General features: G+C 37.1%; 24 protein-coding genes. 8 read left to right on the top strand and 16 right to left on the bottom strand.

Annotated elements, in window-relative coordinates; translation table 11 throughout:
• Window positions 1-69: 69 nt before the first annotated feature.
• The 3 genes from Q4493_RS06030 to Q4493_RS06020 form a co-directional block, all read right to left on the bottom strand.
• Complete coding sequence (locus Q4493_RS06030; RefSeq protein ID WP_303450298.1) at window positions 70-519, bottom strand: helix-turn-helix domain-containing protein; 450 nt, start codon at window positions 517-519, stop codon at window positions 70-72.
• 424 nt (window positions 520-943) lie between these two features.
• Complete coding sequence (locus Q4493_RS06025; RefSeq protein WP_303450296.1) at window positions 944-2,476, bottom strand: PAS domain-containing methyl-accepting chemotaxis protein; 1,533 nt, start codon at window positions 2,474-2,476, stop codon at window positions 944-946.
• 259 nt (window positions 2,477-2,735) lie between these two features.
• Window positions 2,736-3,794 (bottom strand): DcaP family trimeric outer membrane transporter, encoded by a 1,059-nt coding sequence (locus Q4493_RS06020; RefSeq protein ID WP_303450293.1) that lies wholly within the window; start codon window positions 3,792-3,794, stop codon window positions 2,736-2,738.
• A gap of 310 nt (window positions 3,795-4,104) precedes the next feature.
• Here Q4493_RS06020 and Q4493_RS06015 point away from each other — a divergent pair, with 310 nt between their 5' ends.
• Window positions 4,105-6,387, top strand: a complete 2,283-nt coding sequence (locus Q4493_RS06015; protein ID WP_303450291.1) for a DPP IV N-terminal domain-containing protein — start codon at window positions 4,105-4,107, stop codon at window positions 6,385-6,387.
• A 255-nt stretch (window positions 6,388-6,642) separates the two neighbouring features.
• On the opposite strand, the gene Q4493_RS06010 is transcribed toward Q4493_RS06015, so the two are convergent.
• Window positions 6,643-7,455, bottom strand: a complete 813-nt coding sequence (locus Q4493_RS06010; protein ID WP_303450289.1) for a DUF1566 domain-containing protein — start codon at window positions 7,453-7,455, stop codon at window positions 6,643-6,645.
• 671 nt (window positions 7,456-8,126) lie between these two features.
• Here Q4493_RS06010 and Q4493_RS06005 point away from each other — a divergent pair.
• Window positions 8,127-10,331, top strand: coding sequence for a M4 family metallopeptidase (locus tag Q4493_RS06005; protein ID WP_303450286.1), 2,205 nt, complete (start codon window positions 8,127-8,129; stop codon window positions 10,329-10,331).
• 79 nt (window positions 10,332-10,410) lie between these two features.
• Here Q4493_RS06005 and Q4493_RS06000 read toward each other — a convergent pair whose 3' ends face one another.
• From Q4493_RS06000 to Q4493_RS05960, 9 genes are all read right to left on the bottom strand, one after another.
• The gene (locus Q4493_RS06000; protein WP_303450283.1) at window positions 10,411-10,617 is read right to left on the bottom strand and encodes a DUF3565 domain-containing protein; all 207 of its coding nucleotides are present in this window, start codon (window positions 10,615-10,617) and stop codon (window positions 10,411-10,413) included.
• 10 nt (window positions 10,618-10,627) lie between these two features.
• A complete protein-coding gene (locus Q4493_RS05995; protein ID WP_303450279.1) occupies window positions 10,628-11,098 on the bottom strand; it encodes an OsmC family protein in 471 nt (156 codons plus the stop codon).
• Window positions 11,099-11,157: 59 nt separating this feature from the next.
• Window positions 11,158-11,376, bottom strand: a complete 219-nt coding sequence (locus Q4493_RS05990) for a DUF6500 family protein (RefSeq protein WP_303450277.1) — start codon at window positions 11,374-11,376, stop codon at window positions 11,158-11,160.
• A gap of 21 nt (window positions 11,377-11,397) precedes the next feature.
• Entirely contained in the window at window positions 11,398-11,946 is a 549-nt protein-coding gene (locus Q4493_RS05985; protein ID WP_303450276.1) for a DinB family protein, read from the bottom strand.
• 86 nt (window positions 11,947-12,032) lie between these two features.
• A complete protein-coding gene (locus Q4493_RS05980) occupies window positions 12,033-12,200 on the bottom strand; it encodes a YqaE/Pmp3 family membrane protein (protein ID WP_303450771.1) in 168 nt (55 codons plus the stop codon).
• Window positions 12,201-12,274: 74 nt separating this feature from the next.
• Complete coding sequence (locus tag Q4493_RS05975) at window positions 12,275-12,595, bottom strand: hypothetical protein (RefSeq protein ID WP_303450273.1); 321 nt, start codon at window positions 12,593-12,595, stop codon at window positions 12,275-12,277.
• 44 nt (window positions 12,596-12,639) lie between these two features.
• Window positions 12,640-12,882 carry a hypothetical protein gene (locus Q4493_RS05970; protein WP_303450271.1) on the bottom strand — a complete coding sequence of 81 codons (243 nt, stop codon included), beginning with the start codon at window positions 12,880-12,882 and terminating at the stop codon, window positions 12,640-12,642.
• A gap of 125 nt (window positions 12,883-13,007) precedes the next feature.
• Window positions 13,008-13,706: an exonuclease domain-containing protein gene (locus Q4493_RS05965; protein ID WP_303450269.1), complete on the bottom strand. Its 699-nt coding sequence runs from the start codon at window positions 13,704-13,706 to the stop codon at window positions 13,008-13,010.
• Between the two features lie 12 nt (window positions 13,707-13,718).
• Window positions 13,719-15,605 (bottom strand): putative nucleotidyltransferase substrate binding domain-containing protein, encoded by a 1,887-nt coding sequence (locus Q4493_RS05960; protein WP_368506780.1) that lies wholly within the window; start codon window positions 15,603-15,605, stop codon window positions 13,719-13,721.
• A gap of 276 nt (window positions 15,606-15,881) precedes the next feature.
• On the opposite strand from Q4493_RS05960, the gene Q4493_RS05955 reads away from it, so the two are divergent.
• The 3 genes from Q4493_RS05955 to Q4493_RS05945 all read left to right on the top strand — a co-directional run bounded on the left by Q4493_RS05955 (window position 15,882) and on the right by Q4493_RS05945 (window position 18,482).
• Window positions 15,882-16,133, top strand: a complete 252-nt coding sequence (locus tag Q4493_RS05955; RefSeq protein WP_303450267.1) for a DUF4212 domain-containing protein — start codon at window positions 15,882-15,884, stop codon at window positions 16,131-16,133.
• A complete protein-coding gene (locus Q4493_RS05950) occupies window positions 16,133-17,869 on the top strand; it encodes a sodium:solute symporter family protein (RefSeq protein WP_303450265.1) in 1,737 nt (578 codons plus the stop codon). Before Q4493_RS05955 ends, Q4493_RS05950 begins: the two co-directional genes overlap by 1 nt.
• Window positions 17,870-18,041: 172 nt before the next feature.
• Window positions 18,042-18,482 (top strand): hypothetical protein, encoded by a 441-nt coding sequence (locus Q4493_RS05945; protein ID WP_303450263.1) that lies wholly within the window; start codon window positions 18,042-18,044, stop codon window positions 18,480-18,482.
• 58 nt (window positions 18,483-18,540) lie between these two features.
• Here Q4493_RS05945 and Q4493_RS05940 read toward each other — a convergent pair whose 3' ends face one another.
• Together Q4493_RS05940 and soxR are read right to left on the bottom strand one after the other, a co-directional pair.
• Window positions 18,541-19,440, bottom strand: coding sequence for a pepsin/retropepsin-like aspartic protease family protein (locus Q4493_RS05940; RefSeq protein ID WP_303450260.1), 900 nt, complete (start codon window positions 19,438-19,440; stop codon window positions 18,541-18,543).
• A 45-nt stretch (window positions 19,441-19,485) separates the two neighbouring features.
• Entirely contained in the window at window positions 19,486-19,950 is a 465-nt protein-coding gene (gene soxR / locus Q4493_RS05935; protein WP_303450766.1) for a redox-sensitive transcriptional activator SoxR, read from the bottom strand.
• A gap of 225 nt (window positions 19,951-20,175) precedes the next feature.
• Between soxR and Q4493_RS05930 the strand changes: the two genes are divergently transcribed.
• From Q4493_RS05930 to Q4493_RS05920, 3 genes are all read left to right on the top strand, one after another.
• Window positions 20,176-20,595, top strand: a complete 420-nt coding sequence (locus tag Q4493_RS05930) for a VOC family protein (RefSeq protein WP_303450257.1) — start codon at window positions 20,176-20,178, stop codon at window positions 20,593-20,595.
• Window positions 20,596-20,865: 270 nt separating this feature from the next.
• Entirely contained in the window at window positions 20,866-21,807 is a 942-nt protein-coding gene (locus Q4493_RS05925) for an HDOD domain-containing protein (RefSeq protein ID WP_303450256.1), read from the top strand.
• Window positions 21,808-21,907: 100 nt separating this feature from the next.
• Window positions 21,908-25,342 carry a PAS domain-containing hybrid sensor histidine kinase/response regulator gene (locus tag Q4493_RS05920; protein WP_303450253.1) on the top strand — a complete coding sequence of 1,145 codons (3,435 nt, stop codon included), beginning with the start codon at window positions 21,908-21,910 and terminating at the stop codon, window positions 25,340-25,342.
• A 65-nt stretch (window positions 25,343-25,407) separates the two neighbouring features.
• On the opposite strand, the gene Q4493_RS05915 is transcribed toward Q4493_RS05920, so the two are convergent.
• A complete protein-coding gene (locus tag Q4493_RS05915; protein ID WP_303450251.1) occupies window positions 25,408-26,067 on the bottom strand; it encodes a response regulator transcription factor in 660 nt (219 codons plus the stop codon).
• Window positions 26,068-26,112: the final 45 nt, after the last annotated feature.

Genomic DNA, 26,112 nt, shown 5'->3' with positions numbered 1-26,112 from the left:
TAAGTTATCATATTAGTTGAGCACTGCTGTAAATCGCACTGCTCACCTTTAAATTAGCTATTATGAGCACTAATTATCATACCAAATACCGTATTTATCGCCTTGGCGCTTTAAGAAGTGATAAAGATAAGCAATAAATAGTAGTATTACTCCACCCGAAAGTGCCGCTTCATTAATTAAGCCAAGACAGCAGAATAAAAAGCCAAAGAGGTGACCAACTATTTCCACTCTTTCGGCAGACTTTCTGCTTGGGCGTGTTTCTAAAAAATTAAAAATAAACCATAGTTTTAATAATATAGGTAAGGTTTTCCAATTATCAGATTGTTTGTTCACCGTAAATTTCTCCTGATTTAGCGTTGACATATCAACGTCTAGGGCAGCGGCGAGACACTTTAACGATTCTAAACTGGCATTATTTCCACTCTCAATTCTTTGAATGGTGCGAACATTCAATCCCGACATCTGTGCTAATTGCTCCTGAGAAAGATGACGACTAATGCGTAGTTCTTTTAGAATCATAAAATTACCTCTTCACTTAAAACAACCAAGATACAATTTACTGGCAGTGTCGGTTACGACATATCCCCGACACTATACCGACAATAGGGCGTGTTGATCTTTCGAGGTTAAATTTTGTTCAAAATAAAAGTCATTTATTCAAGGCGTGAGTTAAGTAGCATGGTTGTTCCATGTAAATAGCGAACAACGAATAAAAAATAGCTTTTAATTGAACCCTTCGGGCAACGTTTGTTTGTCATTTCTACTACATTTTTGCTCATTGAGGTGGAATAACCACATATCATTCGCAATGCTTTGTATAAATACCAAACAAACTGTTGCAAAAATCATCGCGAAAGTTCAACACGCCCTAAGGTCACAGTAAAAATCTTTGCTAGGTAAAATAACGCTAAGAAAAAATCCTATACTTTATAACGGGTCAATTTTATCGAAAAGTAGAACTTAATTTTTCTATTTCTTGTGCTTTTTCTGTAACATTTTCGCCATGTTCATTTACTTGTTCTGCGTTGCTAACATTTTCTTTAGAAATACTATCAATATGATGCACGCTTTTATTAATTTCGTTGGCAACGGCACTTTGTTCTTCAGAGGCGGTTGCAATTTGCGCGGTAACATCGGTTATGTCATCCATCATAGCTTTAATGTTTTCCATGCTTTCTTTTGATAACTTTGAATCATCCACACAGTTTTCAGCATCATCACGACTCGCCAACATAACTTGACTCCACTGCTGTAAAGTATTTTGCAGCTCAACCACAGAGCCCCTAATTTGCTCCGTCGCCGATTGCGTTCTACTCGCTAAGGTTCTAACTTCATCTGCAACTACCGCAAATCCTCGGCCTTGTTCGCCAGCTCTCGCCGCCTCGATTGCCGCATTAAGCGCCAGTAAATTGGTTTGATCGGCAATGCCTTCAATTTCAGACATAATCGTCGATATTTTATTGGCATCTTCAACTAAGCTATTTGCCGAGTTTGCCGCTCTTTCAACTTCAGAAGCAAGATGGATGATTTTACGTTCGCTGTTTTCTATGGTTGCAATAGTTTTTGTACTTTCATCTTGAATAAAAACTACTTTGTCATGAGCGCCAGCAGTATTTTGACTGACTTCATCTATAGTTGCTGTCATTTCATTAATAGCAGTTGCCAATTGGTTCAGTTGTGAATTTTCTTCAAACAATCCTTCTAAGGTTTTATTTGAAGTACTTTTCAACTGTTCAGCTAAATAAAGTAAACTTTTCCCTGTGTCATTTCCTCGACCTAAAATGGTTCGAACCTTTGCTTGCTGTAAAAGGTTTGGGTAATTCAGTAAGCCAAAAATGCCTTTTCCTGAAAATATCAATCGAGACGGACTGTCATAATTGGTTTTTGTTTCAGAAATTTTCGCAGGCAACAAAATTAACTCGTCGTTAAAAATCAAAACAAGCCCTAGCAAGGTGAACAACATAATAAATGCAGCCAGCAATGAAAAAGCATAAGCCAAATAACCACATGACATTACACAAATTACTGCCGCCAAAATTCGTTTAACATGAATATTGGTTGAAAATTCTCGATTGTTTTTATCTTGATTTAACGCATCGTATAATGCTTGTGCAGAAGCTTTTTCTTTTTGACTAGGTAAAGTTCGTACCGACTGGTAACCAACAATTTGGTCATTTTCATATAAAGGGGTTACATAGGCATCAACCCAATAATAATCACCATTTTTACAGCGATTCTTCACCATGCCACGCCAAGAATCACCACGTTTCAATTTTTGCCATAAATCAGCGAAAGCTGCTTTAGGCATATCGGGATGGCGAACAATATTATGATGTTGCCCCATAAGCTCTTCAATGCTGTAACCAGCTACGCGGCAAAAGTCCGCATTGGCATATTGTATTACCCCTTGAAGATCTGTAATAGAAACAAGCTGCTCAGATGAAGAAAAAGTCACTTCATTATTAGTGATATCCATGTAAACAATTTATCCTTAACTATTTAACAAAACTTAATTGTCGTTTTATCTATTGTGAAAAATATTGACCCCTCTTATATTCGTTCATATTTATAAATTTAGCCAATAAATAATTGTAAAATTTTGCGATGAGATATTGATAATTAACAAGTTATTTACAGTTTCCAATATACATTAAAAAAGGGGAAGCAATAACGCTTCCCCAAAGTAACCTCAAAATATTGAGGTTAACTAACGCAAGGTTGAACATTAAATTTTGTTATAGAACATATTTCACAGAAAGTTGTGCATAATTTGAGTCGGCTTCAAGGTCTTCTGCGTCAAAGTTACCCACTTCAACCCCATAAGAAAGTTTCGGCGTAATAGCTTTAAAAATATTGACTCCCCAATGGGTGCGATCTCTATCTGATTCTTCGGTTTGGGTATTACCGTAGAAGAAGTTTGAACGAAGATCTTCTGTCCAAAAGTGACGGTAAGACACTAAAAATGATGTTGTTTCTTCAACTTCCTCACCAACTAAATCAGTCGCAGCCGCCGCACCTACATAGCGTCCGGTATTACCGCCATGAAATTGAAAACGTAAATCATCTTTGCCAACGGTATTAATTCGACCAGCAACACCATAACCAAACGCTGATTCGGACTCTCCCATTGCAGTTTCAAGTTGTTTAGCTACGGCAGCAACTGAAACATTACCCCAGTCACCTTTAAAAGTGTATTTACCAATCACATCTGGCATAGAATCTTTTGAACCATACCCTCCGGCACCTACATATCCTCCGTAAGATTCTGGGTTTTCAATTGAAACTTGAAAACCGCCATTGGTGTAACGTACTAAATCTTGACGAATAAAGGCAGATGCCACTAATGGACCACCAAAATCAGCCGCTTCTGCGATTGCACTTGTGTTAACAAACGTTGACCATGTTTGGCCTACAGTCCAGTTTTTATATTTGATAAACGCATGTCTTAAACGTGGATGACGTGAGTTAGTTAACCTTTCATTACCGCCGCCACCAAATAAATCAAACTCGATGAAACCGGTAATATCCCCACTCACGTACTTAGTGTTAAAGCGTGTAGAATCCGCATGAAATCGAGTGTTAGAAATTTCGTCTTTAACGACATGGCCGATCCAAAAATCATCATTAGTTAACGTTGATGCGGCATTACCATCGATATAACGAATATCACCTTGAATATAACCGCCAAATGTAATGGTATCTGTGTCATTTACTTGAATTGAATAACCTGCATTCGCTGAACCTGCTAAAAACAATAAACTGGTTGCCAACAGGCTTTTTTTTCCGTTTAACATTTCACTTTCCCCGTAGTTTTTTTGTCAGCCTTAGAAAGAAAACAAAACAATCCTTTGGCTTTATTTTTTAGTGCTTATAATTTTTATGTTTAATACGGTAGAGAGTTAGAAGAATTTTAGGAATTAGACCTAAGTCTACATTTGTTGATTTTATCGTTAGACTTTAGTCGTAAAAAGTTGAGCCTGTAGTCGTATTTTACCTTAAATTATTGATGCTTTATCGTATGGTTAACCAAAAAACTAGCAGGATTATGTTAGGCTCTACCAGCAAAATTATGCGCTATTAAAATATAATAAAAAGGTTGTTTTTATGAAAAAACTATTCTCTATCACTGCCTTAACGTTGTTCACTACAGGGTTAATCCAAGCAAAACAATTAACGAAAGAGGATTACCAACAAGCTGAAAAACAACTTTCTGCTACCACAAAAAAATTAGTGACTGGCACAGTTGAATATCCACATTGGTCGAATGAAAATGTGCTTTACTATCGCAGCCGCACACAAGAGGGCAATAGATTTTATCGCCTTGACGCAAATAATAATAAAAAATCTTTGGCTTTCGATCATCAAAAATTGGCCGAAGCACTCGCCCGCATTACAGAAAGTGATATCAATCAAAATGATTTACCCTTCACTACCGTTAATTTTTCTGAGCAAAACGTAATTACCCTATCAATTAAAAAAGAAGATTACCGTTGTGATATACAGCGATATTTGTGTCAAAAAGATAAATTAGCAAAAGCATCCAATGAATTATTAGCCCCAAACGGTAAACAAGCGGTTTTTATTCAAAACCATAATTTATGGTTACGTGATATTGCCACGAACAAAAAAACACCACTAACCACTGATGGCATTGAAGATTTTGGTTACTCAACCAATAACGCAGGCTGGGTGCGACGTGCAACGCCGGTGGTAAAATGGTCTCCCGACTCAAAAAAACTTACCACTTTCAAACATGACAGCAGAAATGTCGGCGAAATGGCAATCGTTTCAAGTGCCGTTGGTCATCCAAAAATTGATGTTTGGAAATATCCCTTACCCGGTGATGAACATATTTTTAAAATTCATCGTGTGATTATCGATATAGAAAAAGCCAAAGTGATCCCGCTTGATATGGCACCCGATGATCATCGGTCAACCATTACCGATCATGTTGCAGGCCGTGACGGAAGTTTATTAGATATCGACTGGGCAGAAGACAGTAATAGTTTTGCCTTTGTTTCTTCTTCTCGTGATCATAAGCAGGCTACATTACGTATCGCTAATGCGAATACAGGAAAAGTGAAAACCATTTTTACTGAAACTGAAGAGAGTTTTTTCGAGTCTGGCGTACAAGGCATCAGTTGGCAATATTTGGAAAAAACGAATGAGGTTATTTGGTTTTCGCAACGTTCAGATTGGGGACATTTATATTTAATTGATCTCGAATCAGGCAAGGTTAAAAAACAAATTACTCAAGGAGATTGGACGGTAGTTTCTCTACTTCATGTTGACACTGACACTGGTAAATTAATTTTCACCGGTGCCGGTAAAGAAGGTGGCGACCCATATTTTCATTATCTTTATAGTGTGAATAAAGATGGTTCAAATCTAAAATTATTAACACCTGAAAAGCAGCATCACCGAATTACATTAGCCGACAATGGGCAATATTTTCTCGATCGTGTTTCAACCTACAACCAAGCTGAGCAAAGTTATGTGAGAAGCACTGAAAATGGTCAAAGTTTTGCTGTTGAAACTATGGATATTTCCAAACTAGAGCAAACCGGTTGGCAAGCGCCGACCCCGTTTGTTGTTAAAGACAGAAATGGTCAACACGACATTCATGGATTACTGTATAAACCTGCTAATTTCGACGCAAAAAAATCTTATCCTGTCGTCAATTATTTATACCCTGGCCCGCAAGTAGGTAGTATCCGTGGTCGTCATTTCAGAGACGCGAGAGGCGATAACCAAGCCATTGCCGAATTAGGTTTTATTGTGATTGAAATTGATGCACTGGGTACACCAGGGCGATCAAAAAGCTTTCATGAGTTTTACTACGGAAATATGGGCGACAGTGGCATTCCTGATCAAGTTGCAGCGATCAAACAATTAGCTCAGCAGTATTCTTGGATTGACGATTCAAATGTCGGTATTTGGGGGCATTCTGGCGGTGGTTTTGCTTCAACTCGCGCCCTTTTACTTTATCCTGATTTTTATCGTGTCGCCGTTTCTCAAGCCGGTAATCATGATAATAGAAACTACGCCGATGAATGGGGTGAAAAATTTCATGGTTTAGCCACGGAAAACGAACTGGGTGAAAGTAATTACGACAGCCAAGCGAATCAATTAATCGCAAAAAATTTAACCGGTAAATTACTCATTGCCCATGGCACAAGCGATACTAATGTGCACCCCAATAATACGTTAGAAGTGGTGAATGCGTTAATTGAAGCAAATAAAGATTTCGACATGATTATGCTACCTAATCGCGGTCATGGTTTTGCTCGTGAACCTTTTATGATGCGCAAACGTTGGGATTATTTTGTTGAACACTTAATGGGCGCTAAGCCACCAAAAGAATTTACTTTTGAAACGTTAAAGTAAAACCGACTACATTAATATGTACTCGCTCATATCTGGTCTTACAGTTTATCTGATAGGCAGTTATGAGCGAACACCGGAAGTACAGGAAAAGATCTATATACTTCCGTTTAGGGCCTAAAGCGGAAGTTAAAAAGCTTGAAACCTAACGGTCTGCTCCAAGCTCATAGCTGCCGTCTTGAATACTAATCACAGTTCAATAGTGGAACAAGTAAGAAAAAACCGCCGATAATATATTTTATCGACGGTTTATTTATGTTAGTTAGATGTGCTTCGAGCATACATTATGTAGTTTGAATATGTTTTCTTATCAATATTTTCGGAATACTCTTTATATTGACTACTATGACCAGCATGTGTGTCAGAATATTTTTTTGAAGGTGTCGATGTCCAATATTCCCCCTTATCACCAAAGAAATTAGAGCTAAATTCCTTATGAGTAGTTGAGTTTGGTATACCTTGTCCGTCAAAAAATTCTCTTGTAGTAGGGATTCTCCAATCATTCCATCCACATGTTTTATTTTTATTTTGTATAAGTAAGTGACTTTCTGCTTTTGAGTAATCACCATGAAGGTGAGATACATCCCAAACCATATTATTTTTAATATCTAAAACACATTTCAATTCTTTATATGGGTGATTTAATTTATCCCCATTTTCATCTAATGCGACCAAATCACTCAGTAATAAAGCTTCTTTAGACCATACCTTTTCGGTGATAATTTTACCAGCAACAAACTCTGCCTCTATCGCAAGAGCGCCGTTTTTATACCACTGTTTATAGTTACCATTAAATTCACCTCCTTTGTAATATAGAGCATATTCTTGCATACCGTTACTATACCATCGCTCAAAGTAGCCATCTCTTTTGCCATCTTTATATTGTGTTTTATGGTGAACTTGTTTGTTAGTAAAGTATTGAATCGCAACTCCTGTAAATGGTGTTTGTGATCCAACTTCAAAAAATACGCCGTTTCTATCCTGAAGCTTAGAGGTTGATATTTCTTTAGATTCACCACAACTAGATATAAATAGAGTGGATATAATTGTAATTATTAGGTGGGGGCGCATATTTAAATCCCTTTTAGTTATTAATCTACAAATAAGCATTTATTTCCGATAATTCAGATTATCAGAAATATCCCCTTTTTTGAATAAAAAAACAACATGTTAGACATTTCAAAAAAGGCTACATAGCTAGCTCTATTTATAGTGTTTGAATGACCGCTTTGGTGGCAAAGCAGACCATAAACATTAGTTATATTAAGTAAATTTAACGTCTGCTATTGGCACGTATGCGACTGTCATATTTGATTGAGTTCGATTAATCGAATATGACAGACAAGTTAAGACTACTGTATTGCATACCCTAAAATCATTAAAGGGCTTGCGAGCCCTTTAATTTTACCCTACTGATTTTTCCCTGCTAATTTTTCCATATTAGGTCGAGACTCGAATTCAGCTAATCCACTCTTCCCTAACGAGATTGTTACACTTATTCGTTAACAATTTTGTAAAAACTAACCGATTAGCGTTAAATGCAATTTTGGACATAAATCAAAAAAAATTATTATTTAAATACAAAGCTTTAAAAGTAAGTGTAAAGAAATGTTTCAAGCCTCATTGTTTATTTTTTGTTAAATTATTGTTTAATATTTGTTAAATTTTAAGTTTTTATTATGGTGTTAATACTCGTACTAAACGAGTTAACAATAATAATTAACTAAAAATAAGAGAGATTTATGAAAATTAAACACCTCAATTACCTGTTAGTAGCAATGTCGGTTTCACTTTCTCCGACTACATTTGCGGCTAATTCAGACGGTATTCAAGCAAAAACAAATAACGGCCAACCTATGTTTTCATCTGGAAAACTCGGCACAATTGGCGAAACATTTAACATGAAAGATATCCACAGTGTGTTATCAAATTATTCAAAAACCCCATTAGCCGGTAATAATTCATTTATTATCAAAAGAAAATGGCAAGATGAATTGGGTCAAAATCACACGCAATTAACCCAAAAAATTAATGGTATTGAAGTCTTTGGTACCAATGTAACCATTCATGCTAAATCAAATCGTGCTTTAAAAGGGCTACAACGAAATATCGGTAAAAGCGAAATTTATGCGATCTCCGGTGTTATTGCACATGCTGAGCCAATAAACACTAAAAACAAAGCTAGCCTAAGTGCAACAAACACGAGCGAGCGTATCATTGAACTTGCACAAGAATTTGGCGAAGTGACCTCTACCCCTGTTCAAGCTTATGTATATTTGCCATTAAGTGAAGAAACAAAACTGGCTTGGCAAGTAGAAGTCACGTGGGACAATGGTGGTGAAGATTTTGGCCGCGATATTTTATATTTTGACGCAAGCTCATTCACGTTATTAACGCGTCATGCACAAGTGCATTCTGCAAAAAATTGGCGCTCGTATACATTACAAAATCAGAGTCAATCGGCGGCACCAGGTCAGCTACTGTGTACCAACAATCAAAGCTGTGGTGACGCATCGGCACAACGTGCTCATGATGGCGCGTCTAAAGTGTACGATTATTATAAAAGCCGCTTTAATCGAAATGGTATCAATAATAATGACATGACGATGATTTCTAGTGTGCATTTAGGCAATAACGTTGCAAATGCTTATTGGACTGGTAGCCAAATGATGTACGGCGATGGCGATGGACAAGTATTAGATGACTTAACCTTAAGTTTCGATGTTATTGGTCATGAACTAACACATGGGGTTACTCAACATACGGCCAACCTTATTTATAACAATGCTTCAGGCGCATTAAATGAAGCTTGGTCTGACATTTTAGGTGTAGCAGCTAAGGCGTATCGTGATAATACAACGCAAGCCGATTGGTTATTAGCGGAAGAAAGTTATACCCCTGGAGTCAGTGGCGATGCTATGCGCTATATGAAAAATCCAACTCAAGATAATTATTCTAAAGATTGGTGGCCAGAGCGTATTCCTTATGTCAGCAACCCAAATAACAACAATGATCAAGGTGGTGTTCACGGTAATTCAGGGATAGCTAATTTAGCTTTTGCTTTGTTAACTGATGGCGGACAACACCCTCGCAATAAATCTAATGCAACCGTAAATGGTATTGGCTTATTAAAAGCCGAACAAATTTTTTATCGCGCTTTAACTACGTATATGAATCAAAGCACTAACTTTGCAGGAGCAAGAAGTGCAACCGCACAAGCAGCGGCTGACTTATATGGCGCTGGAGAAAAAACAGCGGTAGAAACCGCTTGGTGTGCGGTCGGTGTAGGCGCATGTCCAACCACAGGTAATACAACTGAAGTGTTACAAAATGGTGTAGCTAAAACTGGAATTTCTGGTGCTGAAAAAGCTGAAATGTTTTACACACTTGATGTACCAGCTGGCGCAACCAACTTAACATTTACTACAACAGGAGGCTCTGGAGACGCAGATCTTTATGTGAAATTTGGCAGTGCACCTTCTTTGTCATCATCTGATTGTAGTAGTACCACAGCAACCAGTAGTGAAACCTGTAATATCTCAAATGTGCAAGCGGGTACGTATTACGTAATGGTTCAAGCATGGAATCAAATTAGTGGTGTGACTTTAACGGGAAGTTACCAAGGTAGCACCGGTGGACTTGATCCAATTTATGAGAGCGTTAGTGGTGTTTCAGTTGGACAATCTGCTTGGAAACGTTATACCTACAATTTACCTGCAGGCTATGCAGATATGGACATTTCAATCTCTGGTGGTACGGGCGATGCTGATTTATATATTAACTTTGGCTCGCAGTCGACCACTAACAACTGGGATTGTCGTCCATGGAAAAACGGCAATAATGAAACCTGTTCGTTTAACAATCCATCAGCAGGCACTTGGTATATCGATATATATGGTTATAGCAGTGCTTCAGGCGTTACCTTGTCGTTATCGGCAAATCCATAATATCTATAGGTAGTATTCATAAATGGCTCACTGATTAAGCAGTGAGCCATATACGTAACATCAACCCGTAAATCGTTGATTAAACCTTATCTTTTGGTGCCTTTTCATCACATTTTTTACAGACCAATGCTTGACCTAACATGGCATTTCTTCCATGTTCAGTGATCACCCAGGGACGATTAATAAATGGCGGTTGGTGTCTGACATGTTGAAAATGATCACAAGCTAACTCCGCCACCCAATCAGCATTTTCATCTAAATGATAACCAACAATAGCTTGCTTCATGATTTGACAGTCATTTCGTGATAATTTCAGTAACCACTTCTGTTTTCACTGAATTGGCGATAAAACATTGCTCATGAGCTTGATGATGCATTTTTGTTAATTGCTCTTTCGTTGGTTGTTTGTCACCAGAAAACACCACGAAAGGCTTTAACGTGACTTTGGTCATCGAAATTTTTCCAGTCGAATCTTTGTTCATCTGACCAACCGCGTTATCGACATAAGAATCAACAACACATTTGTTTTTCGCCGCGATAGATAAAAAGAATAGCATGTGACAACTGGATAAAGAGGCAATAAAAGCTTCTTCCGGATCAACATATTCTGCCACCGAATAAGGGATTGGTACAATATGAGGCGATGACGAAGCGCGTACCTTTGCACCACCATCAAAAGCCCATTCGTGACCTCGGCTATATTGATTGTCTAGGTATTTTTCGTCCGGCTGCCTTTCCCAAGAAATGTTGGCAAAATATTCTGACATTATTCGTCCTTATTATAAAACGCTAAACATAATTTCAAGAAGTAGAAACGCAGGTTACGCTACATTCCCTTTTCAATCATAGTTTTAATTTTTTCAGCTTTAACAAAGTGATCTAGCTGATGGGTTTGTATCCACCACGTAGCTACTTCCATTAAGAGATCAGGCCTGTCATTTTTATTGGCAAAGAAAGCATAAAAAGACAAACCGACATTCGACCCTTTTTTCGCAATTTTTTCTTCGCAAACCTCGATAATTTTCGTTCTTAATTCATCTCTCATTTGATTAACTTTTCATTGAAATTAGTGCTGACAATGACTTCCTTCAGGAACTATCACAGGAAGATCCATACAACCATAGTCCACCCCACATTGACTTAACACACAACTTAATTGCCCACGATGGTGTGTTTGATGATTAAAGAGATGTTGGATCACATCCCCTACTCTTTTGGTTAACAGTTCGCCTTCAGTCGTCGTGTATGAAATAGCTTGCTCACACTCGTTATCTGTTAATTTTTGACAAAAACGAATAATTAATTCATCCAATTGCTGCCGACACATGTTGAGTTGAGGTAACTCTTGATAGTAAATATCTTGAGGAAATTTAGGTGAAGGAAAACTCGCAAAATCTGTGAGCGCCAATTGTCCAATGTTGTGATGCGCTAAACGTGTTAACAAAATTAAATCACCAAAAAGTAGATGATTCCAATAGCTGATAATATTTGTAAAAAAAGACTGGCTGTCTTGCTCAAGCACCTTAACGGGTAATGGTAGGCAGCAATGCATTAACTGCCTATTTATTCGCTGATTATAAAGCGACATCATCTTAAAATTATTAACTAAACTCAAGAGATTATCCCTTTATATCCCTGCTAAAAACAGCTCGATGTTCCGACAATGATGTTCTAACAAGATGATTGAATAACTTGCCTTTCTTAGTCTTTAGTAATAAGCCAAAGCGCGTGTAAAATACCTGGAACATAAAAAAAGATACATAAAATAATATTGATTAATAAGTCTTTTCCAACACCACTTTTTAAAAACACAGCCACTGGCGGTAATAATAAAGCAATAATGATATGGAGTAATTTATTCATAATGATTCCCTGTAAATAAGTTAAAACGGTTTTATTTCTCCTAACTTACAACAAACAGCCTTTTGTAGCCAAGATAAACTTCAACGAATTTTTAACTTTATTTTTACGTAAAATGACGCAACTATCGGCACTAAAGCACAAGGTAGGATAAAATAAACGAGTTCATCTTCGGTGAAAAAATGTAAAAACCACAACAAGGTGACAATTGCTAATAACACCGCCATCACCATTAAACTTGTGCCGATAATTCTACCGCCTTTTTCTGGATCAGATATTTTATCTTCCTGCCAACCAGAAATTAAGCCTCGACGCCCCTGAAAGGCAATAAGAAAACCCAAAACTAAACAAGGCAAAACGGCAGTAAATAAAACAATTAATCCACCAAGCATAAACTCATCCATACACGCTCCTCGTTAATGTTTATGTATCATTTTTATTTATGTTGTTATGCATTTTTTGTCGATTTTTGAAAATATCCCTTCAACAAATAAAAGGAGAAACATAAGGGGATAGCAAGGGCAGTGAAAATTTGAAATAGAGCCTCAGACAGATTTTCATTTGGCGCGATTATTATCATCAAGGTCACGCCAATCGCACACAATAACGATAACACTATGCTTCCAACCAAGATTACCTTGCGCATAAATACCTGTTCACGTTTTGCTAAATTTTTTACACCAATCCCCATCAACTTTCCTTGTTAGATTACCGTTTGATTGGCAGAAATAATAACGGAAAACCATCTAACTTGCACGTTCAAAATAGTGGAACTAACGCTCTGATTTTCTTCTCTTATCAGCACAAGTTAGGCGTTTACAATAAAAATTCTTTTAACCGTGTTTTATTTGAAAAATGACAAGTTTGAGCCAACAATAATTCGGCGGTAGCTATCGCATCATTGAGGGCATTATGAGCAAAATATTGAGGAAGATGATATCGTTTTCTTAACGCGCCTAACCTCAATTCTGACGGATCATAAGCAACGTCTTTTTTATCTAATCGACGTTTGGCAATAGCCAAGGTATCTATGATTGGAAATGACGGCGCCACGCCATATAATTCAAGGCATGCCTGCTGAAGAAACTCTCGCTCAATACGGGCATAATGCACTAGCATCACTTTGCCTGCCAATGCCTTTAATAACGCTTCAACTACCACTTCTAAAGGTTGCCCCTTTTGCTGTTGTTGATCGGTAATTTGATGGATCACCACGTTATTCGCCTTAAGCTTTTGCTTGGTATTAATAATTTGATGATAACAAGTATTCAGTTTTATTTGCTGTTGTGACATTTCAACAAAGCCAACACTAAGTAACTTATCCTGTACGGCATCTAAGCCGGTTGTTTCAAAGTCGACTGCTAAAATATTCGCTTCATGAAAGACACTATGCACATCAGGAAATGGCACCGAGAGAAAGTCTTTCAGCGGACCAGATGGCGCGAGCAATAAGTTGCGCTTTCGTTCAATTTCATAACCGATGAGCCATTTAAACAGAGGGTGATGACTTAACATAATAGCTCGATATCAATAAGCAGACTGACGACTGTCTTGAAGGGTTTTGATCACTTTAAAAGCATCTTTTAAATGTTCACGTTCAAGCTTTGAAATATGTTTGGGTACTAGATAATTATCTGGTTGCTCATTAATTTGTAGTTTTTTTGCCTGATGTTCCATTCGTAATAAACCTAAAAATTCATACGCATCAATTAAATTGGCTGCTGACGCTTTTGTTAACGATGGCGAACCGGCTACTTGTTGTAACCGTTCTATGGTATTGGTAGCTGAAACACCTTCACTTAACGCGTAAATTCGTGCTAAATCAACAATGGGAGCAATACCATTGTGCTTTAAGTCGAGTACTTTTTTATTTTCACCATTTTTAACCAACACAAAGTCTCGAAAGAACCCAAGGGGTGGACGATGCATTAACGCATTTTTTGAAAGATGCGCTAAAAATAATGTATTACCTTGGGTTTTATTGAGTAAACGTTCTCGTACCTGTTCAAGTAAAGTAATATCACCATGAACCGTCGTTAAATCAAAAAACACACTACTGTTTAACAAGGCTTTAGGGCTTGGGGTTTCTACCCACTGACTAAAATATTCATGCCATTTTTTTTGCGGTTGTCGCCATTTCGGATTCGTCGCCATAATGTCGCCAGGACAATAAATAAAACCGCATTTAGCCAGTCCATCACAAACGAACCGCGCTAATTGTTCAAACCATTGGTCATCTTCTGGTTTCATATTATCAGCAATAATTAAGGCGTTATCCTGATCCGAGTGAGCAAATTGCTCTTGCCTCGCTTGTGAACCTGCTGCTAACCATGCATAAGGAACCGGCGCTTGACCAAGTTTTTGCTCTGCCAATTCAATTAAACGGATAGTAAATGCCATGGTAATCGCACTAATACTTTTACCTACATGATCGGCCGTTGTTCCTAACTTAGCCATACGAATTTGTAACTTAGGTAATAACAAACTAGTTTCAACAAGCTCATCTATATTTTTTGCCTTACGAATAATATGCGTTAAATTGACGGCATTTTGGCTCTCGTTATTCATTAAGTCCGTGATAGTTACCATGGCATGCAATCTATTTTTTTTCATCACAGGTAAATGATGAATACGCTTTGCTGTCATCAACATTAAGGCGTCGTAAGCACTACTGTTATGTTTTATCGTCAACATGTTTTTCGTCATTATGGTGCTCACAGGTTGCTTAAAATCAAGCCCTTTAGCGATACAACGTTGTCGTAAATCTTTGTCAGTAACTATACCTATCGGCTGAGGGCTAGAGGTATCGCCTTGGGCATGATTGTTAACGATTACCAAACAAGAAAATTTACGTTCAGTCATTTTAATCGCCGCATCTTGAATAGTGCAATGCTGGTCAATGGTCTCAACCGGACTGTGATAAAACTGACTTATGCTGGTATTTAATAAAGAGGAGGCAATAATCGCGTCTTCATTAATTTGACTCATTTTATTATTCAGTCGTTGCTCTGCGCTGTGAATAAAAAAATTCAGCACCGCGGGGTAATCTGCAACTAAGAGCTCAAGTTCTTGATAATCAATACTATATAGCAGTGTGTCTTCCTCAGTATGTACTGCTATTTCAGACGACAAAGGTGTTTGACAAAACACTGTACATAAATCTCCCTCACCGTATTTCCCTAATAATTCATCTAATGAGTCACGATAATTTAACGCGCCTTTTCGTATGATAAATAATGGATTAACTGCACAATTTGCAGGAGGCAAAGGTTCATCTTGTTGAAGATAACAAATGCTGATCGCATGAACGACTTTTCCTAGTAGCACAGGAGGGAGCTGGTCAAAAGGAGGAATCGTTTGCACAAAAGCAGAAATTTCAGCTAAATCAGTATCCATAATTATCTTTTCAGTCATTGTTATATCTATGTTTGTAGTGCATTTATCCGCTAAAGGCTAACTTTATTTGTGCGATCTAGACTAAAGTGTAATACCTCGGCTTGAAAATCCTTGTTAGTGTTTAAATTAGCTAAGATTCATTATGGATTTTTGCTTTGCTAGATCACTGACATGGTATGGTAAACCTGCAATCAATAATAAATTTTGCTAAATAAAATAACAGGTTAATGAACGCGTAAAATAATTACAAAACGCGTATTAATGAGCTAACAAGCTCAATGCTAGGAGAATAAAATGGAAGACAAACAGTCATATTGGCAAGAAAATCTGCGCCTAATATTTATCTGTCTTGCTATCTGGTTCGTGGTTTCATTTGGGTTCGGTTTGCTGTTAGTAGAACCATTAAATGAAATTCGTCTAGGTGGGTACAAACTAGGTTTCTGGTTTGCACAACAAGGCTCTATTTACACCTTCGTTGGTTTAATTTTCTGGTACGGTAAGAAAATGAACGACTTAGATAAAAAATATAACGTGGAGGACGCGTAATGGATGAGTTAAGACTCTATACGTGGATCGCAGTTGGCGGTACCTTCTCACTTTATTTCTTTATAGCTTGGTGGGCTCGAGCGGGTTCAACCAGTGAATTTTACGCGGCCGGCGGTGGTATTACACCATTACAAAACGGTATGGCAATTGGTGCCGACTGGATGAGTGCTGCGTCATTTATTTCTATGGCCGGTTTAATTGCTTTCTTAGGTTATGGTGGCTCTGTATTTTTAATGGGCTGGACCGGTGGCTATGTATTACTCGCATTATGTTTAGCACCTTATATGCGAAAACATGGCAAGTTTACCGTCCCTGAGTTTATTGGCGATCGCTTTTATTCTAAAACCGCGCGTATTGTTGCAGTGGTTTGTTTAATCATTGCCTCATTAACGTATATTATCGGTCAAATGAAAGGTGTTGGTGTTGCATTTTCACGCTTCTTAGAAGTTGAATATGATATGGGACTCTACATCGGTATGGCGGTTGTATTTGTTTATGCCACCTTAGGTGGTATGAAAGGTATTACTTACACACAAATTGCGCAATATTGTGTACTGATCACTGCTTATACCATTCCAGCCGTATTTATCTCATTACATTTAACGGGCAACCCAATCCCACAATTAGGTTTAGGTTCAACACTTGCTGATGGTAGTGGTGTTTACTTACTGGATAAACTTGACACTGTGGTTTCGGAATTAGGCTTTAAAGAATATACCACGTCAACCTTAGGTGATGTTGAAATGTTTGCTTATACCTTATCCTTAATGATAGGTACGGCAGGTTTACCACATGTAATCATGCGATTTTTCACGGTACCTTCGGTAAAAGCCGCTCGTCAATCTGCTGGTTATGCTTTAGTTTTCATTGCTTTACTTTATACCGTTGCTCCTGCAGTTGGCGCAATGGCACGCTTCAATTTAATGAATACCATTGAACCTGTTGCCGGGCAAAATTTAGAATATGCTGAACGTCCACAATGGTTTAAAGAATGGGAAAAAACCGGACTTTTAGCCTTTGAAGATAAAAACGGTGACGGTAAAGTGCAATATAATGCTGATCCAACTACGAATGAAATGGTGAAAGTTGATCGTGATATTATGGTACTTGCTAACCCTGCCATTGCGAACTTACCAAACTGGGTGATTGCTTTAGTTGCCGCAGGTGGTTTAGCAGCAGCATTATCAACTGCAGCCGGTTTGCTACTCGCAATCTCTTCGGCAATTTCACATGATTTAATGAAAGGTGTATTAATACCTGACATGAGTGAGAAAAGTGAATTACTCGCCAGTCGTATCGTGATGACGTTATCGGTTTGTGTTGCCGGTTATCTTGGTTTAAATCCACCTGGCTTTGCCGCGGGTACTGTAGCGTTAGCCTTTGGTTTAGCGGCTTCTTCAATTTTCCCAGCGTTAATGATGGGTATTTTCTCTAAGACAATGAGTAGTAAAGCCGCTATTTCAGGTATGTGCGCAGGACTTGGCGTCACTATGTTATATGTATTCCAGCATAAAGGTATTATGTTTATTCCAGGTACGGCATTCTTAGGTGATATGGAACCTAACTGGTTTATGGGTATTTCACCAAATGCCTTCGGTTCAGTAGGCGCATTTGTAAACTTTGCTGTTGCGTTTATTGTTCTCAAGCTTACAGGCCCAGCACCAAGTCATATTCAAGACTTAGTGACTAACTTCCGTACACCTCACGGTGAAATTGCAGCGGCACATGATCATTAAATGACACATGCCAAAGCAGTTAGCTAGTATATTAAGGCTCCAGCTCTTATGAACTGGAGCCTTTATTTCCAACAAGAAAACAAGATATTATTTTGTCTATTCTGTTAGCCATTGAACAGAATAAACAAAGTAATATTACTTTTTAATTATAATAAGCACGATGGGAAATTGAATGAATCGTCACACTAAAATTGCTATTTTTGTCGCCCCAATCTTAATTTTACTTGGCTATGTTTTATCTGACATGTATATGGAGCATGAAGCAAGCAAAATAAAAATTGTTGAATTAGTACCATTTGGTCATTGTGATGTGAAAAATCAAAAGTGCATTTTAAAGTCTGGAGAATTTGAAATAAATGTGATGGACGACAAGGGCATCACTACCGTTAACTCAACATATCCACTTGATACCGCCACGTTATTTACTGTCGACAAAAGCAATCAAGCAACACCTTACCAATTAGGCATGAAAGATAGTCCCTATTATTGGAAGCGAGAAACCGCCTTAGGTACTTTAATCGAAAACAAAGGCGATAGTGCAAAACTCAGAATAATTATTGAAATTAAAGGCGGGAAATATTTCGCAGAATTTTACACCCAAACAACAAATTAAGTATCTCTATAAAACATAAGTTGTTATCAGCAATTAATAACAACTAATGCTAAAAAAATCAGGCCTCTGGTAAACCTATATGAACATCGCCACCTTTATAATCAATCGTGATTAAAAAATGTTTCAGCACATCATATCCAATGACACCTTCAACTTTTCTGCCTTTTATTCGTGTCCCTATTTGTTCAAATTGACTTTCTAAATAAGAATTTGAACCTTTACCAGGTATAGTCACTGAAACATCTTCCATTTCAAATGGACCAAATTTTAATGAAGGAATGGTAAAATGTTCAGTATTAATGACTTCATTAACACCACTCGTAACACCTTCTTGTATTTCCGCTTGTTCCAACCAACCCATTTTTATTGCTACGTTACGATCTACAACCATGCCGCCTGTATTACCCGTATCTAATAACAACCATATGTGTCTGTCATTTGGAAACCCTACTTTAATGATAGGCATTCCCGTTCCTTTTTGCCTTTGTGCGACAATATTTTTAAATTTTTGTACGTTAATAGAGTCTTTATCTATCATGCGCATTCTTTTATTCGGGTAATCAAATTGAGTGACAAACTTGCTAAAAAATCCGGCGCCAAGTAATAAACCATTACTGTGATGACCTAACGCTAATTCGGTTACTTTATCGAGCTCGGTTTCTAAGCCAAAATACTGAATAGGAATATTTCTACGTGTCGGCCTTTTCTCAATACCAAAAGCCCCTTTAACGCGAATGAAGCTACCTTCATCAAACGATAAATTATGCTTAGTAATAAATGCTTTATTAATTGCATTAAGCTGCGAGCCAGTATCTAAAATCGCATAAGTGTCGATATCGGCTATTTTAACAGGGATTTTGATATGACCGTTGTCTAAATTGAAATCAATCCATTGGGTGACGCCAGCTGAACAGGTAAAAATTTGTAGCAGTAAAACGAGGGTAGAAATTATTTTCATAGTTAGTCCTTTAAACAGTTAATCCTTTGAAATTACGCGTGAACTTTATACTTTTTTGACTTTTCTGTCCAATATTACAGGTCCGACACCTTCAGCAGCGAGTTCATCGTCTTTATTATATAACGGGCAATGATTTAGTGATAAACACCCACAACCAATACACCCACTTAGATAATCTCTTAAATTTTCTAAGTAATGGATTCTTGTCGTTAAGTTTTCTCGCCAATTACTGGCTAACTTTTCCCAGTCTTTTGTATCAGGTGTTCGATTATTCGGTAATGTTGCAAACGCTTCTTTAATTTCTTGTAAGCTTATTCCCATTTTTTGGGCCGCTTTAATCACGGAAATACGTCTTAGCACTTCAGCTTTGTAACGCCGTTGATTGCCTTGATTTCGCCAACTGCGAATTAAGCCTTTTTCTTCATAAAAGTGCAAGGTAGAAACTTTCACACCACAACGCTTGGCTACTTTACCGACCGTAAGCTTTGCTTCTTCTAAGTTATTTTTCATCATCAATGCTCATAAAATTATTTGTCAAAAAACACTTTACCCCAACTTAACTTGAGGTTTTATAGTGTCATCACTTTAATCACAAAAGGCAATAAAAATGAATAAAAACAATGTAACCACCATAAATAAAACCGCATTAAGAAAATTTTTAGCGAGTTCCTTGCAATATTTTAACCAAACCATGCAAAACAAATAACGTCTCTAAAACAATAATAAGGAAAAATTATGATTTATTTAGAACATTTGAACTTAGTCGTAAAAGATATCCCTACCACACTAACTTTCTACAAAGCTGCATTTCCTCATTGGTCTGTACGTAGCAAAGGTAAACAAGTCTGGTATGGTAAACCACGTGAATGGTTACACTTTGGCGATGATTATCAATACATTACCTTTAATGATGGCGGTGAAAATCAAAACAGAAACCTCACTGGTCATCAAATTGGCTTGTCACATTTTGCTTTTGTCACCAGTAACATCGAACAGATAATCAAACGTTTAGCTGAAGTCGGTTTTGCCGTTAGTAAAGAAGGTGCGATAGATCAGTTTAGAAAAAATGTATATTTTGTTGATCCCGATGGTTTTGAAATTGAATTTGTACAGTACCTAAGTGATAACCCTAAAGAAAGAAACTTGGATTCGTGAACAAGATAAATCTTAGTTTATGAAAACTGAGCCAAGATTAAAAAAACTGTTGAATTTTCATGATTATTTACAATATATTTCTTAAAAAATTCAACAGTTTTGTTTTATTAATCTATAATCTTGTTCACTTATTCGTTGCTATAGATTCTCGCGGATAAAGAATTAAATATAATGTAAGTATTAATTTTTAATTACCTCAAATATTTATCTATTTTTTTACGCTATACTAACGAAAGTTTTACAAAAATTTTACTCATAATTTTAGGATTTATGTTCAAGACTCAAGATATACATGTAAAAGGACTTGCAACCGAAGTATTAAATACTGACTTCTACGACGTGATGTTTGGCAGTATTGATACCAACGGAGCTATGAGTGCACTCGAACAAAACACCTTAAGCCAGATCACTAAGGTTTTAACTAACCCTGCGCAATTAAACAAACATATTCCTGCCTTACCGGCAATGTTAGTCAAGTTATTAGATACCTTGAAAGATCCGCACGCCGACTTTGATACTTTTGTGGATATTATTGAACAAGACCCAGCTTTTGCTGCCGAAGTGCTAAAAGTTGCCAACACAGCAAAATATAATCGAACAAACAAAGAAATTATTTATTTAAGTAAGGCTACCTCATTGCTGGGTATCAGCGGACTCATGAAAATTGCCAGCACTTTACTCATGGCAGATGTTATCCCTTGCAACCCTTTATATTATCAACTTTATGGCCGACTTATTTGGGTACACTCAGTGCAATGTGCCACCTTATGTGAACTATTAGCTATTCATGAAAAACAAAACACTGCTGATGCATATTTTCTTGGTTTAATACATGACCTTGGCAGAATTATTGTTTTTAATTGTATTTCACATGACATGAAAAAAACCTTTGCGTCATTAACTCCGTGCACAAGAGAATATAAAATACTCATGACAGAAATGTCGCGGGATATTACCTATTTTATCGCTAAAGAATGGCAACTACCATCCATATACGTAGAAGCACTAAAAGAACAAAGAGAAGGTACTCGCAACCCATTAAGTGACTTGTTATTTAAAGCAAATTGCTTAAGTGAAAATTACTTATTATTTAACAAAAAATCGGTTACTGAAGATGAATATCAATCGCTGCAAAAATCACTTGGTATTGATGAAAAAATTTTTGAAGAGTTTAATGAGCTAGCCCCAGCTATTTCAGAAAGTATTATCTAAATAAAATAACCGAGAAAAACGCAAACTTTTCATAACATTAGTTTTCATCTGTGTTTCAGCTTGATATCTTATAATCACAATAAACAGCAATTTTATTTTCATGTTCCCAAATTGGCAACTCACCTTAATTAGTATCAGTTACATTGGTCTCTTGTTCCTTATTGCTTATTTAGGAGATAAATACCGTCATCGATTAATTAAAAAACGCCAAAGTGTTATTTATGCGCTTTCTCTTGGCGTTTATTGTACATCGTGGAGTTTTCTAGGGACAACAGGACAAGCTTCAAGTAATTTTCTTTCTCATATTCCAATTTACTTAGGTCCAATCTTATTATTTATTTTTGCCTGGCCGTTTATTCAACGCATTATTCGCACAAGTTTAAAACTCAACTTAACGTCAATTGCTGATTTACTCGCGGCACGTTTTGGTAAATCACATAATTTAGCCATTTTGATCACCTTAGTAGCGTTAGTAGGTACTATGCCCTATATCGCATTACAACTTAAGGCGATTGTCTATTCATTTCAACAACTTCAAGTAAACAACACAGTAAGCACTTGGGGCTTTGGCTTAATCGTTAGTTTTGTTTTAGCAGGTTTTACCATTGTTTTTGGTATTAGAAATATCGACGTAACCGAACGTCACCCCGGCGTTGTTTTAGCAATCGCTTTTGAAAGCTTAGTAAAGCTTATCGCCTTTCTAGCGGTAGGAATTTTTGTTACTTTTTACTTGTTTGAGTCTCCTAGTGATATTTGGCATAAATCCGGCGCAAACATTCAACTTTATCAAAACTTTAACACCCCTAATTTAATGTCAATGTTTGCAATGCTTATCATTGTAATGGCAGCATTTTTATCTTTACCTCGACAGTTTCAAGTGATGGTAGTTGAATTAAAAGACGAAAAAGATACCTGGTTAAGTCGTCGTGTATTTCCATTGTATTTACTGGTATTTGCTTTGTTTGCCGCTCCTTTAGGTATTGCTGGAGATATGGTGTTAGGTGATTCCGTACCCGCTGATGCTTACGTGCTGTTTTTACCATGGTCTCAACAACAAACCTGGCTAACACTTATCGCATTTTTAGGCGCCATTTCAGCTGCCAGTTCCATGGTGATAATCTCTTCGATCGCGTTAAGTACTATGCTAAGTAATGAAATAGTTTTCCCATTTTTATTTCGATCAAATAACACCAATCATATTGAATACAACAACTTCCGACATCGCTTACTCAAAATCAGAAAATTTTTAGTTTTATTTGTTATTTTATTAGGTTACGGCGTATTTTTAATGGCATCGCCAGATACGCTCAGCTCTTTAGGCGAAATAGCCTTTGGTGCGTTTGCACAATTAACGCCGGCACTTATTGCTGCATTTTATTGGCGTCGTGCAAGTTTAACGGGGGTATACGGTGGAATATTAGTCGGTTTTATGATGTGGCTAATGCTTAACTTTCTCCCTCAATTTGGTTTGTACGCACAGCCATTTGATGACGGCCTCATTCCTGCCAATAGCTTATCAAGCTTATTAAGTTTAGCCGCTAATATTTTTGTTATGTGGTCTTTATCTCAAATTAGCCGTCAAACAGTACAAGAGCGTGTTCAAGCCTCATTATTTTTAGAGTGGCAAGCACCAAATTTACTCGGAAGTGGTAAAAATAGACGTATTGATTATAAAGAGTTAGAACTATTAGTTTCTCGCTTTGTCGGTCTATCAAAAGCAGCAAAGAGTTTCGCTAAATTTCAACATAAAAATATTAAAAAAGAACTAGGGACCACCAACTATAACCAAGCATTACTTCAGCATACAGAAAACACTTTAGCCAGTGTCATGGGCGCTTCATCTGCACGCTTGGTATTGTCTTCAGCACTTGATGGAAGAGATATTGCTTTAGATGATTTAGCATTACTGGTTGAAGATGCCTCAAATCAACGACAACAATACAGCGAGAATTTATTACAAAGCGCAATAGAAAACGCCAGTGAAGGTATTTCCATTGTTGATAAAGAGCTAAATCTGGTTGCGTGGAATAAAAAATATATAGATATATTTCAATATCCTGATGAATACATTTATAAAGGCGCACCCATTGAAAAACTGATTCGCTATAACGCTTCTCGAGGTCTCTGTGGTTTAGGCAACATTGAAAGCCAAGTTAGTAGGCGCTTACATTACTTAAGAAGTGGTAGTTCTCATAGTTCGGAGCGTCAACAAGACGATGGTAAAGTTATTCGAATTGAAGGAAACCCTTTACCTGATGGTGGCTTTGTGATGATGTTTTCCGACATCACAGCCTACCGTCAAGCAGAAAAAGTATTAAAAGATACCAATGTTGATTTAGAAGTAATTATACAAGAACGTACGCAAAAATTAGCCCAAGCGAACGATGCTCTGGAAATTGCCAAAGAAAAAGCGGAGCAAGCGCATATTAAAAAGAGCTTATATTTAAAAGCTTGTAGTCATGATTTAATGCAACCGTTAGAAGCCGCACGTTTATTTACTTCAGCATTAACCAGCCAAGACAATCTCAATGAGGTACAAAAAAGACAGGTTAAAAACATCGATCATTCGTTAAAAGTGGCGAATGATCTGTTAGCCGATTTAGGTGAAATCGCCCGCATAGAAAGTGGCAATATAAAACCACACTATACGGCTTTCTCGTTAAATGACTTATTTAAAGAACTTGCGGAAGAATTCTCTGCATCGGCAATTGAGCATGAAATAGAATTTCGTCTTGTTGAAACTTCTGCTTGGGTTTATTCAGATAGAAATTTATTACGACGTGTTCTGCAAAATTTAATTGGAAATGCTTTTCGCTATGCTAGCCCAGGTAAAGTGTTACTTGGTGCCCGCATTATTAAACAAATAGTGATCATTCAAGTGCTTGATAATGGCCCTGGTATTCCATTAGAAAAACAATCATTAGTCTTTGAGCAATTTACTCAGCTAGATACGCCGCAATCTCAATCTGGCAGAGGATTAGGTTTAGGACTCAATATCACTCAAAGCTTAACTCAGTTATTAGGACATTCTTTAGGATTAAAATCTAAAGAATCACAAGGATGTAAGTTTACGGTTTCCCTTAAAAAAGTACCGCCAATTTTAAATCCACGGGTAGAAAAACCTAGTGTGAAAATTGGTTTCAGCGATATTACGGTAATGTGTATTGATAATGATCCTGATGTACTCAGTGGGATGGTTGAATTATTAACAACCTGGCAATGTAATGTTTTAGCGGCAGACTCGTTTAAACAAGCACAAACGGTTTTTGCTCAGCATAGTAATGATATTCAGATTTTATTAGTGGATTATCAACTTGATAATGATCATAACGGCTTAAATTTAATTTCTATTCTCAGAGAACAATCCAGCCATTACATACCTGCAATATTAATTACTGCCACTACCGACAGTGATATTGAAGAAAAAACTAAAGCAGCAGATGTTGGCTACATGAGAAAACTAGTAAAGCCGGCTTCACTTAGAGCAATGATGAGTGCATTATTAGCGAAAAAACTGCAAGACAAATATTTATAAATCAGCTGACTAAGTTTTATTGATCAGCTGATTATGCATTTGAAGCTAAATATTCTGCCAATTAATTATGATTCAGAAATGTTAGTCTCGTGAATATCAAGCTGACTTATCGCGATAACCGCTTGCGTACGATTACGAACATTTAACTTTCTGAAAATTGCCGTTGCATGAGCTTTTATCGTTGCTTCCGATACATTTAAATCATAGGCTATTTGTTTATTAAGCATCCCTTGAGCAAACATCATTAAAATACGATATTGTTGCTGAGTTAAACTGGCAACTCGCTCGGCTATTTCAGCATGCGCTTCATTACTGGCATTCATTTGAAATGATTCTGGCAACCAAATTTCGCCCATCAGCACTTGCTGAATCGCTTTAAAAATAATATCTACAGGTGTTGATTTAGGAACAAAACCTGAAGCGCCAAATTCAATCGCTTTCGCAATAGTGTCTTGATCTTCATGTGCAGAAACAATGACCACAGGTATTTGTGGAAAATGATTACGAACATGAATTAAGGTATTAAAACCATGTGCGCCGGGAATATTTAAATCCAATAACAACATATCACTTTCGCTGTGCACTGAAAGTTGTTGCTCTAATTCTGCAATTGTTTGCGCTTCAACCCATATTGTTTGCGTCAGTTGTGCTTTAAGCGTATTGAGTAAAGCTTGTCTGAATAATGGGTGATCATCAGCTATTATAATTTTTTCTGGCTGGATCATAGTAAGTTTCCTAAAACTTGGGCGAATTCAGTATACATTGATCAT

Source organism: Colwellia sp. 1_MG-2023 (genome assembly GCF_030546755.1).
Taxonomy (GTDB): Bacteria; Pseudomonadota; Gammaproteobacteria; order Enterobacterales; family Alteromonadaceae; genus Thalassotalea_H.
The sequence above is the reverse complement of the archived record's forward strand: the minus strand, read 5'-3'. Positions and strand labels throughout refer to the sequence as shown.